This is a genomic window from Stenotrophomonas sp. TWI377, from assembly GCF_039674525.1.
Lineage (GTDB): Bacteria > Pseudomonadota > Gammaproteobacteria > Xanthomonadales > Xanthomonadaceae > Stenotrophomonas.
Genome location: NZ_JBDJNT010000003.1, coordinates 222,599 through 236,659 on the forward strand (window position 1 = coordinate 222,599; position 14,061 = coordinate 236,659).

The window sequence follows — 14,061 nt, forward strand, 5'->3', positions numbered from 1 at the left end:
CCGGGATCGCGAAAATAGGTTTCAAGTGTAATCAAATGGTTGACGGGCCTACCAGCTGCACCGCCGCATCGCCTTACCGTAATGCATTGCCTACGCGCAGGAGCAGCCACGCATGGCGTGGCTCTACCGTTCCGCCCCCCTCCTCCCAAGCTGAACAGGGGGGTTTGGTATGGGTCTCAAACATCCGTTAGACTATCCGGGTCTGCAGCGGCCGTCCGTTTCCCTTCGGGATCGCCGGCGATATGGATCAAACGATCCGTCGCCCGCCCCCACTCCGACGCCATTCGTCATGCATTCCAGTCTGCGCACCGCGTCGACTGCACCCAATTCTCGCAGCGCGGTTTACGGGAACGCTCCGAGTCAGCCGATCACATTGATCTGCCTCGCGTCCGGCCATTCGGCCTGGCGTTACTTTGTCTTTGGAGCTTCCACCCGATGTCTTTTGAATCCTTGGGCCTTGCCCCGTTCCTGCTGCGCGCGTTGGCCGAGCAGGGCTACGAAACCCCCACCCCGATCCAGGAGCAGGCCATCCCGCTCGCCCTGGAAGGCCGCGACCTGCTGGCCGGCGCACAGACCGGTACCGGCAAGACCGCCGCGTTCGGCCTGCCGCTGCTGCAGCACCTGGGCACCAACCCGCAGGCCGTCGATGGCCCGCGCCGCCCGCGTGCGCTGGTGCTGACCCCGACCCGCGAGCTGGCCACCCAGGTGCATGACAGCCTGCGCGGCTACAGCAAGTACCTGCGCATCCCGAGCGCCTGCATCTACGGCGGCGTCGGCATGGGCAACCAGTTCGACGTGCTGCGCCGTGGCGTGGACCTGCTGGTCGCCTGCCCGGGCCGCCTGATCGATCACATCGAGCGCCGCAGCGTCGACCTTTCCGGCATCGAAATCCTGGTGCTGGACGAAGCCGACCGCATGCTCGACATGGGCTTCCTGCCGTCGATCAAGAAGATCCTCGCCAAGCTGCCGCGCCAGAACCGCCAGACCCTGCTGTTCTCGGCGACCTTCGAAGAGAGCATCAAGCAGCTGGCGCTGGAGTTCATGCGCAACCCGGAGCAGATCCAGGTCACGCCGAAGAACACCGTTGCCGAGAACATCAGCCACCGCGTGCACCCGGTCGATGGCCCGCGCAAGCGCGAGCTGCTGCTGCACCTGCTGGCCCAGGACAGCCGTGAGCAGACCCTGGTGTTCGGCCGAACCAAGCACGGCTGCGACAAGCTGGCCATGTTCCTGGACAAGTCCGGCATCAAGACCGCGGCGATCCACGGCAACAAGAGCCAGGGCCAGCGCCTGCGTGCGCTGGGTGATTTCAAGGCCGGCCGCGTGACCGTGCTGGTGGCCACCGATATCGCCGCGCGCGGCATCGACATCAACGAGCTGCCGAAGGTCATCAACTATGACCTGCCGATGGTGGCCGAGGATTACGTGCACCGCATCGGCCGTACCGGTCGTAACGGCTCGACCGGCCAGGCGATCTCGCTGGTGGCGCAGGACGAAGCCAAGCTGCTGCGCCAGATCGTGCGCCTGCTCGACAAGGACATGGACATCCGCGACGTGCCGGGCTTCGAGCCGCAGACCCCGATCCGCTGGGGCAACAGCGCGCCGGGCAAGGCCGAACTGCCGGGTGGCGATCGCTCGCCGCGCAAGCATGCACGTCGCCCGCACGCCGAGGCCCCGCGCCACGCCCATGCCGGCCCGAAGAAGGCCGGTGGCGGTCAGCGTGATGGCGCCGGCCGCGGTGCACCGCGCGGTGGCCAGCCGCAGGGCCAGCGCCGTGGCGGTGGCAATGCCGGCGGTGGCCGCAGCCAGGGTGGCGGTGGCGGTCGCGCCAGCTGATTCCTTCGGGCATCGCTGAAACGTAGAAAGGGCGACGCATCTGCGTCGCCCTTTTTTTGTTTGTCTGGCGCCGGCCAGCGGCCGGCACTACCGGCCCGGCCGTTGGCGCCTGTACGGCTGTGGCTCGGCGCCCCGACTCAGAAGCTGTAGGCCACCGTGATCCGTGCATTGCGGCCCGGCTCGCTGTAGCGGCCGATGCCCTCATCGTTGACGTAGCCGTACAGCGTGTTGCTGCCCTTGTTGACGTTGCGCACGCGCTGCCAGAGGTAGTACGTCTCGTTGGTCAGGTTGTAGAGGCCAGCGCTGAGCTTCCACTGCGGGGTGACGTTCCAGGTGCCATACAGATCCAGCACGGTGTAGCCATCGGCCTTGTCGACGAAGGCCGGCGTGGTGACCTTGCCGGTGGCGTCGGTGGTGTAGGCGTCCTTGGTCTTCTTGGCCACGGCATGGGTCACGCTGGCGGTGAGGTTCCACACCGGCGAGGGGGCATAGCGCACGCCGAGCAGGGCGCTGGCCGGCACGATGCTCTCCAGCGGATCGCCATTGCGCTTCTCGCCTTTGGCGTAGGACGCGGCCAGTCGCGAGGACCACGCATCACTGATCTGCCAGCGGCCCTCGAGCTCCGCGCCCTTGACCGTCACTTCGCCCGCGTTGGTCGGCATCGTGTAGTTGCGCGAGTACAGCACCGGACCGGTCGCAGTCGTGCGGAAACCACCTGGTAGCGACTGGACCAGGTTGGTGTACTCGATGAAGTTCTCGTAGCGGTCGCGGAACACCGACAGGCCCAGCTGCGCGCGGTCCGTGCTCCAGCGGTAGCCGAACTCGAGGTTCAGGCTCTTTTCCGCCTCCAGGTCCGGATTGGACACGGTGTCGTTGAGCAGCAGCGGCTGGCCGTTCTGCGCGTTGATCACCTGGGTGGCGCTGGTCGGCGAGTACATGTCCGCCACAGTGGGCGCACGGAAGCCACGACCCACCTGGGCCCACAGCGCGTGATCGGGCAGGAAGCGGTATTCCGCGCCCAGCTGCCAGCTCGGCGAGGCGAAGCTCACATCACGCACGGTGCCGGTGCGGTCCACGAAGGTGGCATCCACCTGCGGCGCGTAATCGTAACGGTCGTAGCGCGCTCCCGCGCTGAGGGTCAGGCGTTCGTCGAGCAGCTGCACGCTGTCGCGCAGGTACAGGTTCCAGGCGGTGACGTCGGTCTTGGGCACCTGGCGCGGGTCGATCTCCACCGAGGCCACGGCACCAGCGGCATTCCAGCGCGTGTCGACGGCAGTGAAATCAATGTCGCGCTGCTGCCAGGCCAGGCCGTAGACCACGTCGTGGCGTGCGCCTGCGGTGGCAAACACCTTGCTGAAATCGGCCGCGGCACGGTCCAGGGTCTGCTTGGTGGAGCGGTTCTCGCTGCGCAGGCACGGCGTGGCGCCGCCCGGGCAGCCGCTGCCGGCCACGATGGTGGTGATGCCACGGCTGTCGGTGACCTGCCGGTCCACCTGCGCATCCAGGGTATCGAACAGCGCGTTGTCGGCCCGCCACTGGTAGTTCACCCCGTAGCGGTCACGGTCGTTGGTGTCATGGCCTTTGCGCGACAGGTAACCCGGTGCATAGACACGCGACAGGTTGTCCACGTCGTTGGTGGCGCGGCCACGCTCGTACAGAAAGCCCAGAGTATTGGCGTCGTCGAGCTGCAGGTCGAGCTTGCCGAGCAGGTTGTCGCGGGTGCTGTCGACCGGATCGGGGGTACGGCGACCGACCCCGATGCGATCGTTCGTGGTGTCGTACCACGACTCGGATTCATGGCCTTCGCGACGGGTGTAGACCAGCATCGATTCGACGAAGCCGGTGCGGTTGGCGACGGTCAGCGTGCCCATGGTTTCGTCGTTGGCGCCGGAGTACCCCGCCTTGAATCCAAGGTGGGTATCGTTGCCGCTCGCCTTGAGATAGTCGGCCGGGTCCTTGGTGGTGAACACCACCGCGCCGCCCAGTGCGCCGCTGCCGGCGCTGATCGAATCGGCGCCCTTGATCACGGCCAGGCTCTTGAGCGTATCGATGTCCACATCGCCGCGGCCACCGCGGAAGAACTCATAGGAACGCGCGGTTTCCACCGATTCGCCCAGGCTCAGGCCATCGACGGTGATCGCCACGCGGTCGCTTTCCAGACCACGGATGTTGAAGCCGTTATCGCCGAAACGGCCCATGTCCACGATGCTGACACCGGGGATGTAGCGGATCGCCTCTTCCATCGTATTGGCCATCTCGCTGTCGAGATCGGCCGAAGTGAGCACGGTGACGTTCTGGTTGGCCGAGCGCGTTTTCTTGGCGCGCTCAGCCTGCACACGCACGGTATCGAGCGTGCTGGCATCGTTGACGGTTTCAGCGTGCACGGTGACGGACAGGCCGGCGGCAACCGCCATGGCCAGCAGGGTGAGGGACGACTTCATGATCAAGCTCCGCAGGAGAGGTAGGGAATGGCGTGAACGCCGCGGTTGGCGGCGGGCCGTTCCTGGCTGCGGCGATCAGTGGATCGAGCGGGGCTGGGAGGCACAAGGACGCGCGGGGAATCGCGCGCCGGAATCATCGTTGGCTGATACGTGGGACGTGCACGGCACGTCCGGGCCGCTAGCGGTTGCCGTTGGCCGAGTGCGCGCCGGCGACCGGCTCCGGATCGCGCGCATCGACGACGCCATCACCGTTGCTGTCGGCACGGTCGAACATGCGCTTGCCCGAGAGCTGGTACTCGGCGAACATCATGCGGCCATCGGCGTCCTTGTCCAGCGAGGCGAAGCGCACGCGGGCCTGGCGCTCGGCATCGGCACGGACACGCTGGCGCTGGTGGTCCAGGCGGCCGTCAAACTCGGCGGTGTACTCGGCCAGCGACAGCGTGCCGTCGCCGTCGGTATCGGTGGCGGCGAAGCTCGCTGCACGCACTGCATCGAACTCTGCGCGATCGACCGCGCCGTCCTTGTTGCGGTCGTACAGCTCCAGCATGCCGTTGGCGGTATGCGAGGTCGGCATCTTCAAGGGATCGCGCGAAGACGCCGCGGCCGTCTCCTGCGTGGCGTTCTGGGATGTTTCGTAGCTGGCCCAGGTACGTTCGCCGGCGGCATCGTACTCGGCACGGCTGATCGCGCCGTTGTTGTCGCGGTCCAACGCTTTGAAGCGGGTGTCGGTCTGGCGCAGGTGGCCGGCGCGTGCGTCGGCCAGACGCACGTCGAAGCGCTGCAGGTACTCGTCGACGTATTCCTGTTCGTCGACATGACCGTCGCGGTTGCGGTCGGTCTGGGCATAACGCTGTTTGCGGAAGGCCTCGAACTGGGCCCAGCTGACGCTGTCGGTGCCGTTGGTGGCGAACTGTGCGAGGAAGGCGGCGGCGGTCGGCGAGGCGGTGGCGGTCTTGCTGGCCGGCTGCGCGAGGACGGCCGGGGCCAGCACCAGGGCCATCAGGGCAGCGGTGAGCGGGACGATCTTCATGGTGGTTCCCCTGGAGAAAGGACGGTGACGGTTCGAGGACGCGGATGCGCAACCCGGGAGGGGTTGGCGTGGATCGGCGCGACGGTACCGGTGACGCTCATGTCCAGCGTGAGCGGGCGCCATCCTATTCTTATTGCGAATGATTCGCAATACGGAATTTTCACAGGGGCTGTGATGGGGCGGAATGAACACAGCCGACGGGGAGTCGGCTGTGTGCGTGGGGGGGTCGGGAGCCGGCCGGCGGCCGGCACTACCCGTGGGCGTGTCAGCCGCGCGGCTTGGTCGGGTTGAGCTGGTTGCCGAAGAAGATCGCGTTCAACAGCAGGCGCTCGGTGCCATGCCAGTACTTGCGGTGCGCCGGATCATCGGCGAACAGCACCACATTGCCCTGCCCCTGCGGCGAGACCACCAGCCACGCGGCACCGGCGAAGCGGCTGCGGTTTCGCTCGGAAAGGTACCCGTTGACCTTCGGCGCCTCGTCGATGCGCACCACGGTAGAGAACGGGTTGCGGCTGGGCTGGAAGCTCAGGCCGTTTTCCTTGTTCACCGCCAGCTGCCGACGCGGTACGCCGAAGCCCAGCGGATGGGTGTTGTCCACGTCCGCGCTGAGGATGTTGCCGCTCACCCGCTCGATCGCCGCGATGTCGCGCTGGTCACCGAACGCGCGCCGCGCTGCGTCCGGCGCCTTCTCCTCCGGCCCCAGCACTTCGTCGCTGAGCTTCTGCTCGATCGCCCAGCGCGCGGCCGTGCCGTAGGTGATCAGCGAGCCACCGGCATTGATCCAGCGCTTGAGCGCCGCCACGGCGGTGGCGTCCACGCCGGCATAGGTACCGCCGGCCAGGACAATGGTGGTGTAGCGGTCCAAGGTGATCTTGCCCAACTGGGCCGGGTCGATCTTGCTGGCCGGCAACTGCAGGTGCTGATCCAGCAGGAACCACGCCGAGCCGATCTCGGTGGCGCTGACGCCCTCGCCCATCACCAGCGCCACCGCCGGCTTGCGCAGTGCCTTGACGCTGTCACTGCCCAGATCGATGCCACCGCGGCTCTGCCCGCTGGACAGCGCCAGGATGTGCACGCCACTGCTGCGTGCGACCGCATCGACCGCGGCAAGCAGCTCGGCACCGGCCAGCGGCTGGCCCGCGACCGGCACCACCACGCTGCCATAGCCGAATGACTGCTCGCCCTGCGCGGTGGCCGCGGTGAACGGCTGGAAGGCTGCGCGGGTCACCACGCCCTTGGCCTGCAGCGCATACAGCGCGCGGCTGGCGTTGTAATCGCGCCAATCGAATACGTAGGCGTAGCCCGCCTGGCCGCCAACCACGCCACCGTTGGCGGCCGGTACGCTGGCCACGCGCTCGCCACCGGCAATCCGGCTGCGGCTTGCGGCGAAGGCGATACCGTAGGCCGGCGCGATCGCATAGGAGGTGCTGCCGTAGAACACATCGCCCTTGATCGGCGGGGTGTCGGCGAAGATCGAATGCACGAGGCGGAACTGCGGCTGCGCGGCCTGGACGACGTACGCGCTGCCCGGCTCGAAGCGCAGCCCATCCACGGTGATCGGGGCGCTCAACGCCTGCACCGTGATCTGGTGTTGCAGCAGCAGATCCAGCAGCCGCTGGGTCAGGCCCGGGTCGGCCGCGTCGCCGAACACGAAGGACTTCACCGGCTGCTGGTTGGCCTGCTTCAGCGCGGACTGGAAGAAGTCCTTCTGCAGCTTCAGCAGCCCGTCGCGTTCGGTCACTGCGCCGCGCACCGTGCCCAGTCCGGTCGCCACCTGGTTGCGGATGGTGAAGCCGAAGGTCAGCAGGCCGTTGACCGATTCCTGCACGCGGCCGCGCGAGCTGGCCTGCTCCACGGTCACGCCGACCGCACCGTGGAAGTCCGGGTAGGTCGAGCCATACACCGGCGAGAAGTTGTCGAAGTTCTCCCCGGTGTAATACAGCGAGCCCAGTGCATCCAGCGATTGGGCGTGGTACTTGGCCAGGGTCTTGTTGAAGTCATACGACGCCGCCGGAATCAGCGGGCTGTGCATGCTCGCCGGTGACGGTTCGAAGTAATAGGTGCTGTCCTTGCCCATCTCGTGGAAATCGATCTGGACGTTGGGATACCACTGGTGGAAATAGGCGATCTTCGGCCGCGTGTCCTGCTGGGTCAGCGCCAGCCAGTCGCGGTTGAGATCGGTGAAGTAGTGATTGGTGCGGCCCTGCGGGAACGGTTCGACATGTTCCTTGTCGGCCGGATCGGCCGAGGCAGGCGAGGAGGCATAGGCGTTGTGCCAGCTTGCCGCGCGGTCGCGCCCATCCGGGTTCTGCGCCGGATCGAACAGCACCACCGCCTGCTGCAGCCACTGCGCCGTCTCCGCGCTGCGGTTGGCGACCAGGTAGTAGGCGGTCAGCATCGCCGCTTCACCGCTGGAGGTTTCATTGCCGTGCACGCTGTAACCCAGCCACACCACCACCGGGCTGTTGCCGGCGGCCGAGAGCGGCTGCGCCGGATCGGCCAGGGTGACGTGCTGGCGGCGCAGCGTATCCAGGTTCTGCAGGTTCTGCGCCGAGGTCACCGTGGCGATCAGCAGCGGGCGGCCCTCGTAGCTGCGGCCGATCTCTTCCACCTTGATCTTGTCCGAGTGCCTGGCCAGTTCGTTGAAGTAGGCCACCAGCTGATCGTGCCGCGTGTAACGGCTGCCGATCTCATAGCCGAGAAACTGCTGGGGCGTGGGCACGGCCGGATCAAAATCACCACTGCCCGGGAAGAAGTACGCGCTCTGCGCGGACGCAGGCGCAGCGAACACAGACAGCACCAGCGCCAACCAGGCGATGGGAGACAGCAGACGACGTTGCAAAGACACAGCGATTCCCCGAAAGACGGGCCGGTTCCTTCCGGCCCTGTGGATACGCACGCTCCGGTGCGCTGGATGAGGTCAGAAGCGGTAGTCGAAGCCGACCGTGAAGTAGCGACCGCGCAGGTCGTACTGACTGAAGTCGTACGGCGCGCGGATGCCCGGGAAGGAGGCGTCGTACGGCGGCTCCTCATCGGCCAGATTCTGGATCTTCGCGTACAGGGTCAGCTTGTCGATACCGGTGTAGCCCAGGTACAGATCGAACTGGTTGTACGCATCCACCCGATCCTGCACGGCAGTGGCCGCGGCGCTGGCCTTCTGGTCGTAACCACTGGTGTAGTACCAGGTCAGCGCGGTGCGGAAGTCGCCGTAGCTCCAATCGAAGGTGGTGGTGGCCTTGTTCTTGGGCAGGGTGGCGCCGAGGTTGCTGCCGGCGTAATCCACCAGCGGACCACCGACCACGGTCGGGCGGCTGTAGTCGCGCACGTGGGTGAAGGCGGTGCTCAGGCCGAAGTCGCCGGCACGCGCGGTCGGGAAGCGCTGACGCAGCTCGACATCGAAACCGGAGGTCTTCAGCTCGCTCAGGTTCTGGTAGCGGTTGAACACCGCCAGCAGCTTGCCGCGCTCATCGCGGCTGACCGCACCCGGCACGTTGTCGGTGACCAGGGTCTGGGTGTTGTTGGTGCCCACCAGGTTTTCCAGCTCGATGCGGTAGTAATCCACGCTCAGGCTGGTGTTGGACCACGGCGAGAGCACGATGCCGGCATTGAAGCTCTTGGTACGCTCCGGCTTGAGATCGTTGTTGCCGACGGTGAAGAAGGTCGGGTTCTGGCGCGAGCCCGGCACGTCCGGGTCGCGCGGATCGATCACGCTGCCGTACGCGATGCTGGTGCTGTTGGAGTTCTCCGACAGCGACGGCGCGCGGAAGCCCTTGGAGGCGGCGGCGCGTACCAGCAGGATGTCCCACGGCTGCCAGCGCAGGCTCAGCTTGGGCGAGAACGCATCGCCGAAATCGCTGTAGTGATCGGCGCGCGCAGCCGCCTGCAGTTCCAGACGCTCGGCCAGCGGCACGTTCACTTCGGCATAGGCCGCGGTGACCTTGCGCTCACCATGCACCTCGGCAATCGCCGGGCGGATCTGCAGGCCCGCATCGATCTGCCACGGGTTGTTGGAGTCGAGCTTCTCGCGGCGCCATTCGGCACCGGCGGCGAACCCGATCTCACCGGCCCAGGTGTGGCCGATCGCCCCGGAGATCTTGGCATCCACGCCCTGCAGCACCGACTCGGCCGGGCGCAGCGTGCTGATGTTGATCGCGTTGAGCACGTCCTGAGAGGTCGCCGATGGATTGAGCAGGTTGTAGCTGCCGGAGGCCAGCGCATCGGCCAGTGCATAACGGTTGGCGAAGCCGCCGGAGACGGTCTCGCGCTCGCTGCTGCGTGCGCCGAACGCGCCCACTTCCCAATCCCAGTTCTGCAGGCTGCCGCGCAGCCCGACCAGGCCGCGGTAAGCCTGCGAGCGGTTGGTCTTGATGGTCGCGCCGAGGTTGAAGAAGGTGTACTCGATCGGCACCGCGCGACCATACGGGTTGTACGGGCTGCTGGCGGGCAGATTGGACGACACCGGTTCGGCCAGGCCGGTATCGGCGTTGAGCGCGAAGCGGCCGCTTTCCAGGGTGAAGAACGGGCTGCTGCCGAACCAGGAGACACCCTTGATGTCGCTGTAGAGCACTTCGCCGAATGCTTCGACGTTGTCGTTCACCCGGAAGGTGCCGTTGACGTAGGCCTGGTAGCGCTTGGTCGAGGGGATCAGCGTGGTGTACGGCGCCTGGTTGAAGCCGCAGGTGTTGCCGGCCAGGCCGTCGATCGGTGCGCTGGCGACCAGCGTGGTGCCGTCCGGGCAGTTGCCGCTGGCATCGAGCATCGGCACCGAGGTGCCATTGACCAGATAGCGCGCGCCCTTGGCCGACCAGCCGTTCCAGCGGCCGCCGGGCTTGTCGGTGTAGATGCCGGACTTGGTCAGGTCGCGCTGGTCCTGGTCCAGGCGCTCGCGGTTGTAGCCTTCCAGGCTGACCAGGATGTTGTAGCCGTCCGTGTCCAGATCACCGATGCCGCCGATGAACTTCAGGTTCTGCTCGTCCAGTCCGCCCTGGTCGGCGGTGCCGAGGCTGCCACCGAGTTCGGCACCTTCGAAATTCTGCCGGGTGATGATGTTGACCACACCGGCCACGGCATCCGAACCGTACACGGCCGAGGCGCCATCCTTGAGCACTTCGATGCGCTCCACCGCAACCAGCGGCAGCGCGTTGAGATTGACGAAGGTGTCCGACAGGCCGCCGGCCGGGAAGCCATAGTTGGCCAGGCGCCGGCCGTTGAGCAGCACCAGCGTGTTCTTCTGCGACAGGCCGCGCAGGCCGATGCCTGCCGAACCGGAGGCCCAGCCGTTGTTGGTGGTTTCGTTGGCGGCGTTGCCGGTGTTGGCCGAGATCGAGCGCAGCAGGTCGGCGACGGTGGCCTTGCCGGTCTCCTCCAGCTGCTGGCGCTCGATCACCTGCACCGGGTTGGCCGACTCGGTATCGGTGCGCTTGATGTTGGACCCGGTGACCCGCACGGCGGCAAGGGTCTTGCTGTCGCCGGCGGCGGCGGCATCGGGGGCGGCGTCGGCAAACGCGGTCAAAGGCGTTGCCAGAGCGACGGACAGCGCCGCTACAAGAAGAGTGTGCTTGGGCATGAACTTCAGTGGGGTGGTGGACGACAAGTTCCGCAGTAGTCCATGCCTGGCTGAACCGCGGCCAATAACATCTCTTCATACGGATATAAGAGAAACTAACATCTCTTCATCCGGATGGAAATGTTTTCGTTAGCAACAATTGACGCCCGACCCCTGCTGGAGCCCCAGCCCACCGCTACAATGCGGCCATGGAAATCTTCAAAGTCTTTACCCTCGAGGCCGCTCACCACCTCCCCAACGTGCCGCCGGGCCACAAGTGCGCGCGCCTGCACGGCCACTCCTTCCGGGTGGAACTCAAAGTGGAAGGCGAGCCCGGCGAGCAGACCGGCTGGATCATGGATTTCGGCGACGTCAAAGCCGCTTTCCAGCCGATCTACGACCGTCTGGACCACCACTACCTCAACGACATCCCCGGCCTGGAGAACCCGACCAGCGAGCGCCTGGCGATGTGGATCTGGGGGGAACTCAAGCCGGCCCTGCCCGAGCTGAGCGAAGTCACCGTGCACGAAACCTGCACCTCCGGCTGCCGCTACCGCGGCTGACCCGGCAGCGCGCGGTAGAGCCGACCGTTGGTCGGCTCCCACCCCATCATCATCGCCCGCAAGCCTTCGCAACCCATTGATTGGAAACCGGTTCAACTAAAACCGGGCCACCACTGGCGATGGAATGTTGCAATGCAATATTTTCGGCGTATGCTGCATTGCATCAACGTTCTCGAGCCGTCCTGACCATGGCGTCCGCGTTCACCGATTCCTTCAGCGACTACACCCGCCAGCTGGCCGCCACGGCCACGCGTGCCAACCGGCTCGCGCTGGAAAATGCCGAAAGCATGTTCGGGGTGCAGTTGAAGACGCTGGAGAAGAACATCACCGCCACCAGCGGGTTCTTCGGTGAAATCGTGCAGTCACAGGATGCGGGCACGCTGCAGTCGCTGCTGCCCAAAGGCGCGCAACTGGCACGTGACAACCTCGCCCGTTGGACCAGCGCCAGCCAGGAAGTGGCCGGCCTGGGGCTGAAGGCCTCCGAAGCCTTCGGCGAACTCGCCCGGCAGCCGTTCGCGGCCGCCACGCCCAGCGCAGGCAAGACGCGCGGCTGAGCCGGACAACATCGAATTTGCGTGGGTCCCTCCCCCCACGCAATCCCAGACCCGACAGAACCCTCCCTCTGTCGGGTCTTTTTTTGGGCGGCGATCAGGCCTAGGCAATGGCGCACCGATGGCGCTCCAGCCATGCCTGGAACATCAGGATCGGCCACAGGTGGGTGTGCCACTTGCGCCGGCCCTCACAGAACTCCGTCCATATCCGCCCGACCAGCGCTGCATCGAAGTGGCCCTCGCGGCACAGCCGTTGTTCGTCCAGCAGCGCATTGGCCCATGGGAAGAGCGGGCCGGCCAGCCAGGCGGCGACCGGCGGGCCGAACCCCATCTTGGGCCGGTACACCAGCCGTTCGGGCAGATGCCGCGACAGCAGCTGCTTGAGAATCCACTTGTGTTCGCCATCGGCGAACGTGAGGCCACCGGGCAACGACCAGGCAAAGCGCGCCACCGCCGGATCCAGTAGCGGCGATCGGGTTTCCAGCCCCTGGGCTGCCCCGGCCCGATCGATCTTGGTCAGGATGCCGTTGCCGAGATCCATCAGGAAGTCCAGATACTGCACCCGATCGGCCGGTTCGCCTGCGTCCAGCCAGCGCGCGCGATCGGTGAACACCGTCGCCGGCTCGGTTGTCTGCAGTACCACCCGCGCCGGATCGCGCCAACGCGATACCCGCAACAGGTAGTGCGCCTCCACGCTATCGGCGCTCAGTTCCGAACGCAGCGCGGGCCAGCCGCCCAATCGCGCCCGTTCGGGGTCGGCCGCAGGCCATCGCCGCAACAGGCACCGCAACGGCGCAGGCACACGTTCGTTCCACGCTGCATTGCGGATGGCACGTTGATAAGCGGTATGTCCATGGAACAACTCATCCCCGCCATCGCCTGTCATCACCACACGATGGCGGCCGGCGACCAGCATGCTGGCCAGCAGTGTCGGCACCTGCGATGCATCGGCAAAGGGCTCGCACCAGATGTCCGGTAGCGCCGCCACGAGGGTTTCTGCCTCGCTACGCCGGAGGATGTGACGGGTGTGCCGGGTCCCGAGCCGGGCGGCGACCTGATCTGCCCAGTCGGCTTCGTCGTGGCGCGGATCGTCGAAGCCGACCGTGAAGGTGTCGACCGGCAGCATGGACTGCGACTGCAGGACGGCGGTGACCAACGAGGAATCGGTCCCCCCGGACAGGAATGCCGCCGCTGTGCCCTCCTGTGGCGACCGCCGCGATACCGCTTGGTGCAGCACCAGTTCCAGCCGCTCCACCGCATCGTCACGGGTGGACAACGGCAGGTGCGCACGCGCTTCAATCGCCGTGCGCATTTCCTCGCGGGCGTCCCAATAGCGGCGACCACCCGCGTGGTCCTTGTGTGCCAGCGCCCCCGCCTCGCGCACGGCCAAGGTAAGCCGGACCACGCACCCGGCGGCCACTTTGAAGATGCCCTGCTGGATGCTGTGCGGCGCGGGAATGTAGCCAAAACGCAGCAGCAGCGTCAGCGCATCGCGATTGATCGGCGCCTGAAAGCCGGGATAGCCGTGCAGCGAGGCCAGCCCCATGCCGAACAGCAGATCGCCGCGGCACCAGCCGTAGTACAGCGGCCGCGCGCCGACCCGATCGCGTGCCAGCCACAGTACGTGCTCCTGGCGATCCCATACGGCCAGCGCGAAGTCCCCGTCGCACTCATTCAACGTGCGCTGCAGTCCACGGGCAGCAATCGAGAGCAGCAGCAGCGTCGCATCCTCCTCGGCGGCCCCTGCCGACGTCGCAAACTCGCGCTGCAGGGTCGTACGGGTATGCAGCGTACCGTCCAGACACAGCACATAGCGCCCACATGCGGACCGCTGCGGTGACCGTTGGGTCCCGCCCACGCTGTGCAATCGCGCCAGCGCCACGCCGTGGCGCTCGTCGTACCAGGTCGACGGAGCGCGGCCGCCGTGGCGCAACGTCGCACTCATGGCGTCCAAGCGTTGCGGCAAGCCAGCGGAACATTTTCCAGGGCGCACGACGACGCCACAGATACCACTCATGCAGAGGTTTCTCCTGTCAGGATCGCGGAAACGCCACCCCCGACCGCAGCGGCTCCGGGGTGGCGATGGCATTGCCGA

General features: G+C 66.4%; 8 protein-coding genes. 3 read left to right on the forward strand and 5 right to left on the reverse strand.

Going from position 1 to position 14,061, the window contains the following annotated elements:
* Positions 1-435 precede the first annotated feature (435 nt).
* Positions 436-1,836, forward strand: a complete 1,401-nt coding sequence (locus ABE546_RS05570) for a DEAD/DEAH box helicase (protein WP_121042519.1) — start codon at positions 436-438, stop codon at positions 1,834-1,836.
* 137 nt (positions 1,837-1,973) lie between these two features.
* On the opposite strand, the gene ABE546_RS05575 is transcribed toward ABE546_RS05570, so the two are convergent.
* From ABE546_RS05575 to ABE546_RS05590, 4 genes are all read right to left on the reverse strand, one after another.
* Entirely contained in the window at positions 1,974-4,277 is a 2,304-nt protein-coding gene (locus ABE546_RS05575; RefSeq protein WP_346462909.1) for a TonB-dependent hemoglobin/transferrin/lactoferrin family receptor, read from the reverse strand.
* 178 nt (positions 4,278-4,455) lie between these two features.
* Complete coding sequence (locus tag ABE546_RS05580) at positions 4,456-5,307, reverse strand: EF-hand domain-containing protein (protein ID WP_346462910.1); 852 nt, start codon at positions 5,305-5,307, stop codon at positions 4,456-4,458.
* A gap of 265 nt (positions 5,308-5,572) precedes the next feature.
* Positions 5,573-8,137: a M14 family zinc carboxypeptidase gene (locus tag ABE546_RS05585; RefSeq protein ID WP_346462916.1), complete on the reverse strand. Its 2,565-nt coding sequence runs from the start codon at positions 8,135-8,137 to the stop codon at positions 5,573-5,575.
* A 90-nt stretch (positions 8,138-8,227) separates the two neighbouring features.
* Entirely contained in the window at positions 8,228-10,873 is a 2,646-nt protein-coding gene (locus tag ABE546_RS05590) for a TonB-dependent receptor (protein ID WP_313220136.1), read from the reverse strand.
* Positions 10,874-11,061: 188 nt separating this feature from the next.
* Here ABE546_RS05590 and queD point away from each other — a divergent pair, with 188 nt between their 5' ends.
* Both queD and ABE546_RS05600 read left to right on the forward strand, forming a co-directional pair.
* Positions 11,062-11,415: a 6-carboxytetrahydropterin synthase QueD gene (gene queD, locus ABE546_RS05595; RefSeq protein ID WP_346462911.1), complete on the forward strand. Its 354-nt coding sequence runs from the start codon at positions 11,062-11,064 to the stop codon at positions 11,413-11,415.
* Between the two features lie 188 nt (positions 11,416-11,603).
* A complete protein-coding gene (locus tag ABE546_RS05600; protein ID WP_088432036.1) occupies positions 11,604-11,969 on the forward strand; it encodes a phasin family protein in 366 nt (121 codons plus the stop codon).
* 100 nt (positions 11,970-12,069) lie between these two features.
* On the opposite strand, the gene ABE546_RS05605 is transcribed toward ABE546_RS05600, so the two are convergent.
* A complete protein-coding gene (locus ABE546_RS05605; protein WP_346462912.1) occupies positions 12,070-14,055 on the reverse strand; it encodes an asparagine synthase-related protein in 1,986 nt (661 codons plus the stop codon).
* Between the last annotated feature and the right edge of the window lie 6 nt (positions 14,056-14,061).